13 protein-coding genes are annotated in these 16,251 nt (G+C 37.6%); all 13 read right to left on the reverse strand.

Features of this window, described 5'->3' with window-relative positions; translation table 11 throughout:
- Positions 1 to 32: 32 nt before the first annotated feature.
- Complete coding sequence (locus tag R2S10_RS20195; protein WP_316842225.1) at positions 33 to 1,241, reverse strand: glycosyltransferase family 4 protein; 1,209 nt, start codon at positions 1,239 to 1,241, stop codon at positions 33 to 35.
- 72 nt (positions 1,242 to 1,313) lie between these two features.
- Positions 1,314 to 2,198 (reverse strand): glycosyltransferase, encoded by an 885-nt coding sequence (locus R2S10_RS20200; protein ID WP_316842226.1) that lies wholly within the window; start codon positions 2,196 to 2,198, stop codon positions 1,314 to 1,316.
- Between the two features lie 5 nt (positions 2,199 to 2,203).
- A complete protein-coding gene (locus tag R2S10_RS20205) occupies positions 2,204 to 3,463 on the reverse strand; it encodes a glycosyltransferase (RefSeq protein WP_316842227.1) in 1,260 nt (419 codons plus the stop codon).
- Positions 3,460 to 4,707 (reverse strand): O-antigen ligase family protein, encoded by a 1,248-nt coding sequence (locus R2S10_RS20210; RefSeq protein ID WP_316842228.1) that lies wholly within the window; start codon positions 4,705 to 4,707, stop codon positions 3,460 to 3,462. Before R2S10_RS20210 ends, R2S10_RS20205 begins: the two co-directional genes overlap by 4 nt.
- Before the next feature lie 82 nt (positions 4,708 to 4,789).
- A complete protein-coding gene (locus R2S10_RS20215; RefSeq protein ID WP_316842229.1) occupies positions 4,790 to 6,031 on the reverse strand; it encodes a polysaccharide pyruvyl transferase family protein in 1,242 nt (413 codons plus the stop codon).
- Between the two features lie 26 nt (positions 6,032 to 6,057).
- Positions 6,058 to 7,065, reverse strand: coding sequence for a nitroreductase family protein (locus R2S10_RS20220; RefSeq protein ID WP_316842230.1), 1,008 nt, complete (start codon positions 7,063 to 7,065; stop codon positions 6,058 to 6,060).
- 102 nt (positions 7,066 to 7,167) lie between these two features.
- Positions 7,168 to 8,715: a hypothetical protein gene (locus R2S10_RS20225; RefSeq protein ID WP_316842231.1), complete on the reverse strand. Its 1,548-nt coding sequence runs from the start codon at positions 8,713 to 8,715 to the stop codon at positions 7,168 to 7,170.
- Positions 8,716 to 8,727: 12 nt separating this feature from the next.
- Complete coding sequence (locus R2S10_RS20230) at positions 8,728 to 11,076, reverse strand: polysaccharide biosynthesis tyrosine autokinase (protein ID WP_316842232.1); 2,349 nt, start codon at positions 11,074 to 11,076, stop codon at positions 8,728 to 8,730.
- A 36-nt stretch (positions 11,077 to 11,112) separates the two neighbouring features.
- Complete coding sequence (locus R2S10_RS20235; RefSeq protein WP_316842233.1) at positions 11,113 to 11,928, reverse strand: polysaccharide biosynthesis/export family protein; 816 nt, start codon at positions 11,926 to 11,928, stop codon at positions 11,113 to 11,115.
- Positions 11,929 to 12,029: 101 nt separating this feature from the next.
- Positions 12,030 to 12,758 carry a tyrosine-protein phosphatase gene (locus R2S10_RS20240; RefSeq protein ID WP_316842234.1) on the reverse strand — a complete coding sequence of 243 codons (729 nt, stop codon included), beginning with the start codon at positions 12,756 to 12,758 and terminating at the stop codon, positions 12,030 to 12,032.
- 235 nt (positions 12,759 to 12,993) lie between these two features.
- Positions 12,994 to 14,589, reverse strand: coding sequence for a S8 family peptidase (locus R2S10_RS20245; protein ID WP_410479009.1), 1,596 nt, complete (start codon positions 14,587 to 14,589; stop codon positions 12,994 to 12,996).
- 153 nt (positions 14,590 to 14,742) lie between these two features.
- Positions 14,743 to 15,534: a uroporphyrinogen-III C-methyltransferase gene (gene cobA / locus R2S10_RS20250; RefSeq protein ID WP_316842236.1), complete on the reverse strand. Its 792-nt coding sequence runs from the start codon at positions 15,532 to 15,534 to the stop codon at positions 14,743 to 14,745.
- Positions 15,535 to 15,627: 93 nt separating this feature from the next.
- Positions 15,628 to 16,065, reverse strand: coding sequence for an RrF2 family transcriptional regulator (locus R2S10_RS20255; RefSeq protein WP_265843269.1), 438 nt, complete (start codon positions 16,063 to 16,065; stop codon positions 15,628 to 15,630).
- Between the last annotated feature and the right edge of the window lie 186 nt (positions 16,066 to 16,251).

The raw sequence follows: 16,251 nt of genomic DNA on the forward strand, positions 1-16,251 counted from the left end.
TTTAAGATGGGCATCTATCTTAAGGCATTTCTTTATTGGGCCAGTTCATTATTAAAGGCTTCGTCCAATTTTTTATAAAAACCATTCAAAGAGAATTTTTCCTCAAACACCTTTTTTGCATTCCCACCATGTTTTATTAATAGTTCAGGATTCTCAAGATATTGGCGAAGTGCAAGGATAAACTCAGCTTTATTATTTGGCTCAAATAAAAAGCCACTGTGTCCATGCTCAATAATTTCGGGTAAGCCTCCATGATTCGCTGCAATAACCGGCTTACTTAAACTCATGGCCTCAATGGCAATTCGACCAAATGGTTCAGGCCTGGTACTTGGGACAATTGCAACATCAGACCAGCTATAAACATCCGCCGTATCCGAAACGAAATCCATAAACTCAACTTTGTCGCTTAGACCTAAAAGATTGACCTTTTTCTTTAAATCCGACACCATCTCTTCATTTCCAGCAGAGGTACTCCCAACGATTCTTAACAGTACATCAGCATGAGCAATCCCAGCCAATGCTTCAATGGCAAAATCCTGGCCCTTCCAACTATTGATTCGACCAATTAACAACACCTTTAATGGTGCCTTTTTCAATTCTTTATACGTAGAACCATCTCTTTCCGTTTCATGACTAAAGCCCTCATTTTCGGAAATTTCATTGCTAGCAACCAAAGCTTCTTTTTGCATATAAATTATAGCCATTTCCTCTAAGTCCTTTTTGGCAAAGCCTTCAAATGCATTATGAATCACCAAACTTTGGGCTAAAGGAGCGAAGCTGTTTAGCGTAGATTGGGAATTGAATATGATTTTCGCTTTCGAAAATTTCAAAAAGAAAGACAGTACCTTACTCAACATACTATTTGGAATCTCTCGGATATGAATAATTTTCATCTGCTTCAGAAAAGGGGCTAACAGGTAAAAATCAAGAATTACTGAAGTATTCACATAGACCACATCATACTGGTCAAACAATCTCTTTTTGGAGGGAAATGAAAACAAAGGGAAAATTATTTTCCCCCATTGAAGTTTCATTAGATAAGTTTTACTTAATAAAGAAAGGTTCATAAAAATGATTTCTACCTTTAATTTTTCAAGCTCCTTAACCAAAGGGCCATTTCTCGGAAGAATAACAGCGATCTTTTTATAGTTGGGTGACAGGCTCAGGTAATTAATAACCTGCAAAAAACTCCTGTCGGAACCATACATATCAGCACTCTGGTGTACACAAATAATATTCATTATTAAGCGATTTTATTTTAAAAGGTATATTTCAATGATATTCAAACCATCATCACTGAATCAAGAAAAAACTTATTTCAAAAACCTGACATCCTGATATTTAAGCGCCAGTTTAAAAGAGACTGCCATACTATAAAAATAAACCAGCATCCGTGCTACTGGCCTGTCCGACAAAATCTTAGGCCAGGTACTTTTCAAATTTCTAAATCGTCCTAACATGACATCTGCAGAAGGGTTCGACCACAATACCGTATCATGATCGAATTTGATGGATAATACATACAGCTCCTTTTCAAATTTTGAAAAGTTGAGCATAAAACTTGTATCAATTCCATAAAGGCTTAACCGTTCATCGAATTTCATCTTATGAACAAGAAACACTTTTGCAGAGATCACCATACCACTAGTAATGGCCAGTACATTTTTCGCTGGAATAAGGCCTGTTTTTATTTTTCCCCAATGCTTTCCTTTGAAATAAACCCAAGAACCAGGGCTAACAACTTTTTCCTTATGAAGTACTAAAGGCAGAAAAAGAGCAACCTTCGGATATTTAAAAAGGGCGTCATTCAGCTTATCAAAATAATAAAGTGGAATCTCCGTATCCTGATCTAACAACAAAGCATAATCATAAGTATTGGCTGTCAGTACTTGATTATAAAGCTTAGACAACCAAGTGTTTTCTGCTGTCCAACAATATTGAAATTGACCAAAATCCCTTTCAAGTTTATTGATTTGAGCATCCGGGCATTTTTCCGGACTATTATCCCAAATCACCAACTCCAACTCAAACAAATCCCTTTGCTGTAGCAATAGCGTTTTAATCGTTGGAGATTCGGAAATCATCTTTTTATACAACACAATTAAAACGAGTAACTTTGGTTTAGAGGTTGGTAAATTTGTCATAGTGGACCTTACATTTGGATGAGTTAATGGCGACTGTTTTTCAAAATTTTTCATTTAGTTTAATTGTAAATGGCCAATCTTCTGTCCATCAGCTTTTGATAAGAATTCTCTTCATTTAAGGTATCAAGCGCAGTTTTGGACAAGCGGTTTCCTAAATCATCAGATTCAATAAGTTTGGCAATTGAAGAACAAAACTCCTGAGCAGTATTTCCAATTAAACAGTCCTTCCCATTTTTAAAACACAAACCCTCTACCCCTACTTCAGTAGAAACGAATGGAATGCCCATATTCACCGCCTCAATGATCTTCATCCGAATACCACTACCTATACGAATTGGGACAATAAAAATGCTATTTGCTAATGCAGCAGACAAGTCTTCCACATAACCCATAAAATTAACCGAACCTACCTGAGCTTCGTATTCATCTATACTCTCCTGATGCCATTTTCCGATCACCAACAACTCCAACTGGGGATAATTTGATTTCAATCCAGTCCAGCAATTTCTTAGAAACCAATCCAAGCCCTCTTTATTTGGAAAATGATCCTCGCCACCTAAAAAGACTAGCTTATGATCAAAAGAATAATTCATTCCAGAACTCAAAGCCTTAATAGGAACAGGAGAAGAAACCAGTCTTGCCTTTTTCAGGTTCTTTCCTAGAATGACCTTATCTACCTCTGAAAGTGTACAGACCATATCATATTTCTCCAAGGCAGAAAGTTCAAATGACTTGTTCTTCTTATAGACGCTGTTTAGAAAAGTGGATTGAAAACTAAAAAGATCCAATTCTCTTTTTTCCCTTACAAAACGTAACTCATGATGCACAAAAATCCGATAAGAACTACGTGGAATGTATTTTGCAAAAGAGATGAGTTGATGAAATTCAACCTGTACGAATTCAAAATTATTCTCCAACAGAACATTCCGGAAATGATCAATAAAACCACGTGGAAAGCCAAAACTTTTGGACCTGAAAAGCGTCGTGTTTACTTTAAGCAGGCGATCTAAATTTGTTTTACAAAAAGCTGAAAACACTCCTTTACCTATTAAGCGATTTGAAAATTCAGAAAAGCGAAATAGAATTGAACTAAACTTACCCGAAAGAGATTGTTCTGTAATCAGGTAAGGCTTAAACTTCACATTCGGCCACAATACCTTCAACTGCTCTAAATCTTTTTGATCCGCAGCTTTCATGGTAAAAGCAATGGTCATGTCAAAATGATGGCGCAACTCATTATCGAATTCGAATTGGGCAATCCTACCTCCCGAATTTAGAGGAAATGGCATATAGGGAGTAACAATTAATATCTTCCTCATTGTTGTCTATATTTAATTGAAAAAAAGGTGATGAAAAGAAATATGGGTAAAATGGCTGTTGAGAATGGCGCCCAACCGCTAAGTCCATAAATAATGTAGGCGATAAATAAGCCAATCATACTGAGGGAAAGGATTTCATTGTGCCCCTCACTAATTTCTTTTTTAGCTTTAAAGATATTGCCAAATAAAAAGCCAAGCCATAAGATCATGCCCAAAATCCCGACTTCAGCAAGGACAATCAAGTGAATGTTATGGATGGGATTTATGGCAAAGAAATCATCAGTTGTCATTTGATTTACGATACCTAGGTGTTGTGAGAGGTAAGAAAGGTGTCCATTCAATCCTACCCCAATAATTGGAGAAGCATTAAATAAATGGATCGCCATCAGCCAATGTACCATCCTGTTGTCGTACTGATCAGAAGAATCACTCCCCATGAAAAGTTCACTTAAAGGAGAATAGGCAATCAGATAAACCAATGCCAATACCGTTGGCACAACAAACTTCAAAATATTGCCAACAGAAAAAAGATTCTTATGCGCATTCTTATTTAGATAATAACAGGCAGAAAGTGTGATAATGAGGGCAAGATAAGAGGTCCTGGAATAGGTCAGAAAAATGATCAGAACACATAGGACCAAAGCGAGCTTACTTGTCTTTTTTCTAAAATCATAAAGATAAGTCGACAGAAAAAAGGCAGCCGTAATCACCATAAACAGAGCCAATCTGCCAGGATGGTTAAAGAACCCTACGGCTCCGCTTCTCGTATCCAACCTGGTCGCCCAAATCTCTGCAGATTCATGAAACAACTTCGTCACCGCAGAAATCCCCAATACCGGAAAACAGATGGCCAGAAAAAATTGTGCCCCGGTCAGCAGCATCAAGCCATCAAAAAGACCATTCAATACATCCTCCATGCTCAAAAAGCTACTGAGTAGTTTAAACAAAAGTATGTTTGACAAGAAGAAGATGGCCATCACCCAAGTTCCTGTAGGGAACGAATTATAAGGATTCAGAAAAGACAATATCAATAGCAGGCCAACACAGTTGACCCAGTTATTTAGTTTAAAGGAATATCTCATCCATCTCCTTTTTGCGGAAGGTAATACCGCCATAATCAATCCTATGGTTAAGGAAATCATATAAATCGGTTGCACTGTTCCAGCTATCTCATTGAATTTCGGGGTGTTTAATGCTTTTCCAAATTCAAATGGAATACAAAAGATAAAAAAGCTGACCCACAAAAATTTAGTATCCTTATTTTTAGATTTAAGGACTACCGATCTAAAGATATAGCAGAAGATAATCAGAAATAATAATATTCCTTTACCCATGCGTATAGTTATTGGTTGTTTCTAATTTTACGTTACTAATGTTCTTATTCACACAATCTTGAATAGTAGAGAAATTTTGTGTAAACAGGCGGATCTTTTCTTTTGAGTTGTCCAGCTTATCATAATCAATCAGACAGAGATTTGGATCAATATCAAACAGCTTCACCATACCCTCGAATTTATTGGCATAGGAAACACCAAACATTGGCTTGGCATAAGTAAGACCTGAAATTCCCAAATGCATTCTTCCGGTAATCGTAAAATCAACTAATGAAACATACCCTTTAAGCTCTACCCCATTTTTGATTTGATCCGTATAAAAGCAATCCACACCTTTAAGAAGAAAATATTCATCCAGAATACAGCTGATGGTACTATCACTAGCCTCATCGCAAATCGGCCTGATGTCATGATAGAGAAAGACGAAGGCATAATCACCCGTATCTAAAAAACCTTCCAATAAACTCTTGAAGCCAGAAAGGTAGTTCTCAAACCCAATTTTTTTGGCCTGAATGGCATTCGGACAAACCCCAATTACCGTTTTACCATTTGCCTTTACCTCAGATACCCATCTTTTATAAGCTTCATAAGTTTTACTTTGATAAACTCCAGGGAGGTCAGGACAGATAAAAGCGATATCATTCGTAAGAATCAATCGATCTGCAGGAATAAAATCTTTCATTCTTACATAAGATTCCACATCTCTGATTTTCAATTTAACATCTTTTGATACCGATGAAAATTTAGCTTTAACTACCGGAAGGATGTTTTTACTCACACTAAATCCGGAAATCTGGGCCTTCACACCAATGCGGTGTGCCAACTCAATCACCCTCAAGCGATTGATAGAATTGTGAATCCGATACGTACCATCCATAATATCCGCACCAATAACATAAACTAAAGCACAGTCTTTAATCAGAAACAATAGTTTAAGAAAGTTCACCTTTTCATTAAAGCCATCTAGAAACACTACATTCTTATTGATCGTTCTGTAATCTTCACGAATGATTTTATGACCATTTAGAATACAAACCTGTGCATCATTTGCGAAGTTATTGATAAAGGAAGTGATCATAATATCTTCCCCAAAACCTCCATTTAAATTGGCAGCAGGAAGCACTAATATCTTCCTTGCATCCTTCTTACCCTTCACAAAAAGGGAACAAAAAAGGGCTAAAGTCCAGAATAATTCTACATAAATCCCTTTAAATACTTCTTTTAACTTGTTCATCAATTATATATTAAAAATTAATTCTATTACCTTACTTCAACAATATCCGTCAATGGCCTTCGCTCAGAAATAGCCACACTATAGCGGTCTTTAAGTTGACCAACAGCTAAAAACATGATCGGGACACAGTCGCTGTCCATTTCCATGGAATTTGTAAATGCTTCATACTGTTTTTTGGCATAACTGGTATTTAGGCAGCAAACCCCTAATCCCTGAGCATGCAAGCCCAAGACAATGGACATCGCGAACATGCCACCATCGATATATACCTGGTTTCGCTCATAAGCAAAAAAAGAAGATAACTTCCCGGTGATCACAATCAAAGAACTTATATGCTCGCCAAAACCCTTGTTGCCATTTTGTACATTTAAAAGTTTACGCTTCAGTTCTACATTAGAATGTTCAATCACATATACCTTCCAGGATTGTCTGTTACAAACTGAAGGGGTATACCTCGCGGTATCGATGACTTTTAAAATAGTAGCTGTTGGTACCGGTTCCTCAGAAAAATCACGAACACTATTTCTGGATTTAAAAAAACGCTCGTAATCAAAATTCAGACTGTCCATAATATCCTGCTTTGGGACCATTTTTGTACCTCCAGTCTTGTTTAACGTAGATTCATCGCAGCGCAATAATAATCGCTCTAGTTTATCCTTTAACACCGGCGCTACCTGCGCATGACCTTCATCAAAATTCAAGTATTCACGAAGTGTGTAAACGGTCATATCCGTAATTGCATCTACTCCATACTTCGTAACATAATCATCAACGATATCTGCCAATGCCCCAATTCTTGGTCCTCCAAATCCAGGACGTGGTTCGCGCAGAGCCAACCCTTTTTCCACAGCGTGATACTCCTTAAGAATATACGCCTGCATCATTTCTTTACTTCTCAGCTTGAATGAAGCAGATTCTCTTTTAAACTTCCGATAATCATATACATAATCTTTAATAATCGACAACTGAGTTTGCTTAGCTCGATAAAGTCTTTTAGCTGATTTTGGAACGATTTTTTTAATTAGATTTTTCATCCGGAGTGTTATAGTTTTTAAATTGGCTTTTACTTAAATGCGCCGAAATCTTTATTTTTTCGGCGCGGGTGAAGTTCATTCTCGGTTTATATTTGGTTGGTTTTATGTGTGTTTCAATTGTTTGTTCGCATGCCATTTATCAATCAAAGTTGGAATCATCTTTTTCAGGAATGATTTCTCATCCTCACACAAACCGAAAAGGTAAATGCTTGTTGCAAAGACCAAGACTCCGCTAATTCCGGTAAAAAGAAACCGTAATTCAAAATGGAGGTAGGAAACCGACAAATAACAACTAAGTGTCAGCAAACAAAGGGGAATGATGATTTTATAAATAACGTTTGAGAAATAAAGGGTAATGGAAAGTCCCGCAATACTTTTTAAAAAAAACAGTCTCAATGTACAGGCGATTAATTCTACCACACAATAGCCAATAAACACATAATAGGGAGGGTAACCCAACTTTAACAGGACGTAAGCAAGTGGTAAGGCAAGTAATAAAACTGAACCAACAACCATTTGATAGGCTTTTACTTTCCCTGTAGCCTGTACCGCAGACTGTAAACCTATAGTGAGCTGATTAATTAAAGTAGCACATAACATTAAAGAGCAAAAAACTACAGTGTATTCTGGAACTTTGGTTAACCATAAATTAAGGATAGTGTTCATCTCGAAAATGCATGGCACAGCTACAAAAGCCAGTAAGAAGAATCCGAACTTACTTCCGATCATGGATAGCCTCAACATTTTTTCACGATTGTCAGCACCCTCACTTTTCATAATCTGAGGATTGATGGCCCGAAGCAGCGTAAAAGAAAAAAAGTTCAATTGTGCGGCTACTTGATTAGCAATACCAAAAGCAGCATTCACTACAGTTCCTAAAAAGATATTTAATAAAATTGCCAGCCCCTCTGCCCTTCCTAAAGAACATAAGGAGCCGAATAGATTCCATCCCGCAAAGGAGCTCAACTCCTTCATCAATTTAGTATCAACTGCAAAGACACCCTTTAAAGTACAATCTTCATATTTACGGAAGCAATAAATGGCATACATTAAAAAACTGATGATACTGATCCCCGCAGTCAACAAACCATAAACAGCCAGTTTATCCTGAGCAACGATGTATAACAGATAGGCGATTCCCAATTTCAACAATGTTTCCACCACATTCACAACGGCTACCCAAAGCATATTTTCATGCGCTACCAAAGACCCGGTAAAAGGTACAGCAACCACTGTAAAAAAAACAGTAACGGACATAAAATGATAAATCAATTGAGCAATATGAATTCTATCTTGAGGAATATTCAAAAACCCATTGAACAAAAACAAACCAGCGATTTCCAATCCCGCAACAATGAGGATTCCAATTCCCACATGTAGAACAAGACTATTTGAAAAAACTCTTTTCTGCATCGACAGATCATTCTTCCCCTGATAAAAAGACAAGTACCGTTGAGTAGAAGTCGCCATCGCAGTATTCAAAAAAGAAAGCATAGCAATCAATCCGGCAATCAAGTTAAAAAGTCCATAATCTGTCGCCCCTAACGCAGTTAAAACCAATCGCGTTGCATATAATGAAATCCCCATGGTGATCAACATCCTGGCATATAATATGCCCATATTCATCACTACCTTATTTCCTGATTTCATTTGATATGATTGTTATTTTGTTTTGAATAATTTGCTAAAAAAACCTGTTTTCTGAGGACTGGTACCATAGTCTCCATAACTGTATCCATAACCATATCCTTTAGTAGCCTGGATATCATTAATCACAATGCTTAAGCCTTTCATCTTTTGACTCTTTTGCAAATCCTCAACAATAGTCAATTGTTGTTTTAGGGTATAATTTTGTCTCACCACATAGATGCAGACATCTGCATAAGAAGCCATCAATTGTGCATCAGTTACAATCCCGATTGGTGGCGCGTCAATAATGATGTAATCAAATTGCTCTTTCAATTCTTCCATCAACGATTGCGTGCGTTCACTCAGTAATAACTCTGCCGGGTTGGGAGGAATCGGGCCTGAGCTTACCATAAACAAGTTCTCCTGAATTTTCAGGGGCATAATAATATCTGATATTTTTAACTCAGGATTAGCGATATAATTGGTAAATCCAACCGTACCTGGAAGCTTCAACTTCGCAGAAAGTCCTGGCTTACGTAAATCCAGCTCCATCAATAAAACTTTCTTATTTGCCAATGCAAGAATATGTCCCAGATTGATGGCAATAAATGACTTACCTTCACCCGACATACTACTGGTCAAAAGGATTACTTTCTCATTTTTATTCTTAAAGAAAAAAGAAAGATTGGTTCTCAATGCCCTGAACTGTTCTGAAATTGCGGAACGTGAACTATTGGCAATGGCCATATTCTCGTCCTGATGACTAATCTCTCCAATCACAGGTGCTTTTGTTGCCTTAGTCACATCTTCTTTGAGCTGTACCTTATCATTCAAGAGATCTTTCAGGTACATTAAGCCCAAGGGAATAGCCAATCCGGCAATCAGCCCAAACAGATAAACAAAGGCTTTTTTAGGACTGAAGGGCTTGATCTCAGATTTAGCTGGATCTATGGTTCTTGAGTTTGCGATATTAGCCGTTTTCGAAATCGCCGTTTCTTCACTTTTTTGCATCAGGAAGATATATAACTCCTGTTTGATCTGTTGTTGTCTGGCGAGGTTTAGGTAATTTCGCTCCATCTGAGGAACGTTTCTCACCTGGCCTTCCGCCTTTTTCATCTGATCATTAATGCGGTTTCTAGTAATCACAAAACCATTTAGCGTACTACCAATATTAGTTTCAATATCTGCTCTAGCATTGGCAATCTCCTTATCCATCAATTGGATGGAAGGGTTGGATTCAGTTACCCCGATCATCCGTCGAGCCCTTTCCAAAGTCAGGGCATTATATTTCTCGACAACACCATTGAATACCATATCAGTAGGAATCAATGAACTTGGCAATACTTTTTTGTTCTTTCCTTCATCCTTCAAATAGTCTTGTAAACTACTTAAAACACTAATCTGGGTTTCTATTTTTCCCAATTCATTGACATATTGCCCGGTAGTCTGGACCAATAGTTTGGACTGCTCTGACATATCTGCCAGGTTATTTTTCTGCTTGAAATTTTGAATGTTACCTTCCAGCCCACCTAGCTCCCCACTGATATGCACCAATCGGTTTTGAATAAACTTCACCGTACTATCCGCCACCTCATTTTTATCCTTAAGGTTGGCCTCTACATACTTTTCAATCAGTTTCCCTAAAATATCTTCTCCTTTTTTGGGTACCGGATGGTTCAGCGCCAGGTCAATAATGGTCACCTGCTTATTCTTCACTTCTACAGTTAATGCCGTCATCAGGTCAATTACCCGGGCATCAACAGACATAATTTTAAAGTTGTAATTTTCATTACCAGGAGGAACAGTTGGGTTTTCTACTACCTGAACTACTCCTACTTCCGGGATGGTAAAGGAACGATCAAAAGCAACCAGAGTGTCCAGACCATCGGCAGTTATCGCCACCTTTCCCTTTTCTACAAAGCTCACCTGTACTTCGGTAGCCTTAATCGTATCCTGGGGGGTTAAGATTTTTACTTGATAAGGGGACTCATATAGTTCTACATTCTTGATTGCACCTTTCCTATAATAGGTAACATTCAGGTTCATGTCCTTTACCACCTCTTCCATCAGGTGTCTGGTTTTAAGAATCTCGGCTTCATTGTCTACTGTACTTTTTGTTCCTAAAAGGCCTCCAAGGTCACCTAATAGATCTCCTCCACCCGACAAGCCCGATCCTTTTTTCTCATCATTTACCAGAACCCTTGCCGAAATTTTATAATAGGGCGTTTTATATTTCCCATACAAATAAGAAAGCGCCATACAGAGGAATACGGATAACGCAATCCAATACCAATTGTCCAATAAGCGTAATAGGAGTTGTTTAATATCCAGGCCATCTGAATTTTCATGCGCGATTTTATCTTCGGAATTTATGTTCTTCATTTATTATAGTCTAGCGGTTTAATAAAGTAATGGCGGTTAAATCCTCGAAAACAACACAATTAAAACAGAAAGAACGGTTCCAATTACAGCAAAAGTTTGTGTTCTTGCCTGATTCAATGAGGCAGCTTTACCCTTATTAGGTTCCACATAGATCACATCATTCTGTTTCAGATAATAATATGGACTGTCAAAAATCCGGGAGGAATTGAGGTCTAACCTTGCAAACTCTTTCTTGCCATCATGATCTCTGATCAACAATACATTTTCCCTACGTCCGAAAATAGTCAGGTCACCCGCCATCCCCAGGGCATCAAGCACACTCACCTTTTCATTTGGAAGAATATAAGAAGATGGTTTTGCCACCTCCCCCAATACAGTCACTTTGAAATTTGCATATCTGACCTGTACATTGGGGTCTTTATAAAAGACAGCTGCCTTAGTTTTTAGTAGATCACGCGCCTCATACGTGGTTAATCCGGCAACCTTTACCTTACCAATAATCGATAGGTCTACTTCACCATTTTTATCTACCAGGAAACCGCTGGCAGCTGAACTGCTGCTTCCCGCGGCAGGAACTGCAGCGACAAGATTACTGTTTACCTGCTGACCGGCCAATTGATTTACCGGCATACCCGTACTTGGATCAACAGTCAACAATGAAATCGACAAAATATCATCAGAATCTATAGTTAGCCCCTTAAAAATGGTAGTATTTTCAACATCAGACTGACCATTGGCATTAATATCCTGAAAATAAGGAACTTTTTTTGTCGTAGAACAAGAACTCAGTAAAATAATAGAGAAAACAACCAAATAATTAAGGTATTTTCTTGACAACAAAACTTTAATCATAGTAATTTCGATCTAAAAAACGGCTTAATCACCAGAATCATGTGAAAGCAAAAATAATCGTTTTAAATTTCAATTACACCTAGCTACAAATGGGTATTTAGCTAGAAAAACAGCTCCATATTCTTGAAATCAACATTTCCTAGCTTAGCAAATAAGCGCCCACTTTGGATTTCAACCCTCAATGCCTGTAAATGTTTATCGTGATGTAGGTCAGTTCCGGCTAAATCATAATAATTCTTTTGAAGCAGGTATTCTGCAAGTCTTTTCACATCCTTTCCATAATAACCAGAAATGGACAGTAAATTCAACTGAAACAACACACCCATTTCTTTGAAACGATGAAAGCGCTGGTGTTTATCCTGATAAAAACTATAACGTTCCGGATGTGCTAAAATAACTACATAGCCTTTTACCTGAAGATTGAAAATGATCTGCTCAATATTCGGCATTTCCGAAACATAAGACATCTCTATTAAAATATGTTTGTTGGGGAGACAGACAAGGTTATTGGTAATCTCAAAATCCTCATTCACCATATATTCCGCTCCTGCACCAATATCTAGCTTTATTGATGCCGCAGTTAAAGCCTGGCTGGTGCTTTCCAAAGTGTTTTCTATAATCACCCTATCGTTGGGATACAATTCCGTAAAAATATGAGGTGTAGCCAGCAGTTTTTTAAAGCCCAGTTCCTGCAGACTTTTCATGAAATTTAATGCCGTAGCCATATCCTTAGCACCATCATCAATACCTGGCAACCAATGTGAATGCATATCGACACCTAACCATTCAATATGGTCGATGTGCGTTTTTTTGTTAAAAAAAGAAAACATCTTAGAATTTTTAATTTTTTTGAAAAACAAGCCTACATTTCATAACCCCATACAAAATCTGCCTGTCATTTTAACAAAAATACAATAGCGAAAGATTACCTGCGTTATATTTTAATGAATCAGCTTACAATTAAGGAAATATACCCAATAATGGGTACGACTTTGAGAAAAAAAAATAGCCTGACCTCGATAAGAGATCAGGCTATTTTATGCCTCTTTTCTATTGGCTTATTAATTACTTCTTGTATTCAGCAGCTAACTTAAGCGCGTTATAAGCGTTAACTATACCACCACTTATAGAAAGGTCAGCAAAAGGAATTTCCTTCACTGCATCGCCTTGTTGTACTTTAACCACCTGATTTACTTTAACTACAGACTTCATAATGATGTCTTTTACTTCTGATGCCTTTAAGTTCGGGTAATAAGAACGGATCAAGCCAGCTAAACCAGCTACAACCGGAGCTGCCATACTTGTACCATTCAATTTTTGATATTTGGAATCCGGAGTAGTAGAATTAATATTTACTCCAGGAGCAAATACATCTACTTTAGTTTTTCCGTAGTTAGAAAAGTCAGCTTTCACTGTTTCGTCGTTTTTCCATCCAGATGCACCAACAGTGATCCATGAAGCAGCAACACCACCATCTAAATATTCTGGGTTAGGGAAATTTTGAGCCTCATCAAGGTTCTTATTATCGTTTCCTGCTGCATGAACTAAAAGTACATCTTTAGATACTGCATATTTAACCGCATCATCAACGATCTTTTTATCCCACGCATAGCCTTTTCCAAAGCTCATGTTGATCACTTTTGCGCCATTATCAACAGCATAGCGAATACCATTGGCTACGTCTTTATCACGTTCATCACCATTTGGCGTGTTGCGAACTGGTAAAATCACCACATTATCTGCTACACCGTTGATGCCAATATTGTTGTTTCTTACTGCAGCAATAATTCCAGCAACATGGGAACCATGTAAAGCGTCTGGTCCGGCAACATCATTATTACCGTAAAAACGATTTTTAACATCATTTGGGTCATCACCAACGATTGGTCTTGGATCAAAATCAAGGTTTAAGTTATAATCAACCTGAGATTTAAAATGGTCAACACCTTCTACAATCTGTTCTTTGTAAAAATCCTTGAAGTTAGTTCCTTCCAATTGCTGCACCATGATTCTTTGGACATTTCTTTCCATATCATTTGCAGGAGTATAATTTTGAAAATCAGCAGCAGTAGGATCCTCTTTACCTATCTTTTTCACCACCGCATCGATAGCCATTTTCAAAGCCGTGTAACGTTCCAGATTCTCTTTAGCTTCCAGCAATTCTTTTTCAAATTCAGCTTTGTTCTTTTGATAAGCTTCAAATGCAGGAAGATCAGCTGCTTTTACCGAAGTAGCATCCAGATTTGCGAACTTAGCATTGTCTCTACGTACCAAACGTGTCAGCTCCAAAGTTTCATAATTGATAGAACCCTTATCAGATCCTAAAAAGCTCCAGCCGTTTACATCGTCAATGTATCCGTTTTTATCATCATCTTTTCCGTTTCCGGCTTTCTCCTTTTTATTTACCCAGATGACATTTTTCAGATCTTCATGTTTAATATCTACCCCACCATCTAATACTGCAACAATTACAGACTTAGATTTTTTTCCTTTTAACAATTCGTTATAAGCCTTTTCAGTACTGATCCCAAAAGTTGTATCAGCTTTAAGGTCCAGATTCTGCCAATTTGGTTTCTGCGCTACTGACACAAATGGAACCATTGCCAATAAGGACAAACTTAATATTCCACGATAGCAAAAGTTCGCTTTCTTCATATTCATATTATATAGATGTTTTTGCAAAGTTAAATAATAATTGAGGAATGATGTTCGTATCAAATGTGCGACGATCACCAATATCCTCACCATAAACGCAAAAAAGCCGGATAGAGATATCCGGCTAATCTTAAAAATTATATTTTTCAAGTCATCTTTTTATTCCATAGCAATCAGCTCATAGAAATTTTTGATTCTGGAAAAGGAAGGATGTAAAGAAACAACATCACCGAATACCAATAACGCAGGGGCCGAAATCCGATGGTCTTCAACAAGTTCAGCAATGGTATCAACAACCCCTATTTTAATATTTTCATTTACAGTGGAGCCATTTTCAATTACTGCTACTGGCATTCTGTTTTTCCCTTCCTCCTGAAAAATAGCAGCAATTTCTCTGATTTTTTCAATTCCCATCAATACCACCACTGTTGCTTTAGATTTTGCGGCAACTTTCAGATCTGGAGAAAGTTCTCCAGCTGCATTTGTACCACTCAGTACCCAAAAGCTTTCACTCAGAGTATCGTAGGTCATTGGGATTTTATGTAAACCGGGAACGCCTAAAGCACTGGAGATTCCTGGAATAATTTCCGTTTGGATGTTATAAGATTCTGCATAATCCACTTCTTCGAATCCGCGGGCAAAAACGAAAGGATCTCCACTTTTCAACCTAACCACATGGCCAAAGTTTAAAGCGTAATCAATCATCAGCTTGTTGACCGCATCCTGAGAAAAGGACTCATCATCGGATTTACTACCTACAAATATTTTAATTGCTTTTTCTGGTGCATGATTTAGTAATGCTTCATTCACCTGCGCATCATACAACACTACATCGGCTGTATTGATGGCTTTTACTCCCTTTAAACTGATCAGTTCAGGATCGCCCGGACCAGCACCTACTAATGTAATTTTAGGTTCTTTTACACTACTTTCAATCTTATTTAAAATCATAGTCTTAGGTTTAAAGGGATTATATATTTGTATTAATAATACAAATATACAAAAAGACTATAGGAGTAGTAGACTTTATCGGTAATTATTTATTTACTCTCTGAAATTACCATCAGTTTCCCTTGCAATTACATCTGCAATAGAGGTTTGTGCCAACACTTTAAGTGTAGCATCACGTACATCAATAAAGGTTTTTCTAATTCCACAAGTAATTTCATCGTGGCATTCATCGCATTTGCGATAGAATTTTAGACTAGCGCATGGAACCATAGCAATGGGCCCATCAGTGATACGAAGAATATCTGCCAGGTAAATATCACCCGGTTCTTTATTTAAGCTATAACCGCCACCGGCACCTTTTTTACTATACAGATATCCTGCATTACGCATATCCAATAGAATTTGCTCTAAGAATTTACGTGGGATCATTTCCTGTTCTGCCAACCTTACGATCTGCATAGGAGGATTTCCAGCGTTTTTTCCGAGCGCAACAAGTGCCTTTATTGCATATTTAGTCTTCTTAGATAGCATAGGACAAAGTTAAGAAAAATCCCTTACTTTCTCATCAGGTAATAATTTGTCAGAAATAGCCGGTAAAGTGCCTACATATATCCAAATCTGCCCTTAACACCAAATTACCTCATACACTACCAGCTCACTTTGAGGAATAATTCGTCTTCCTGCATCCATGAGTCTAGCCTCTTGTTTCTTTTAGCC

This window comes from Pedobacter gandavensis (genome assembly GCF_032678745.1).
In the GTDB taxonomy this organism is placed as follows: domain Bacteria; phylum Bacteroidota; class Bacteroidia; order Sphingobacteriales; family Sphingobacteriaceae; genus Pedobacter; species Pedobacter gandavensis_C.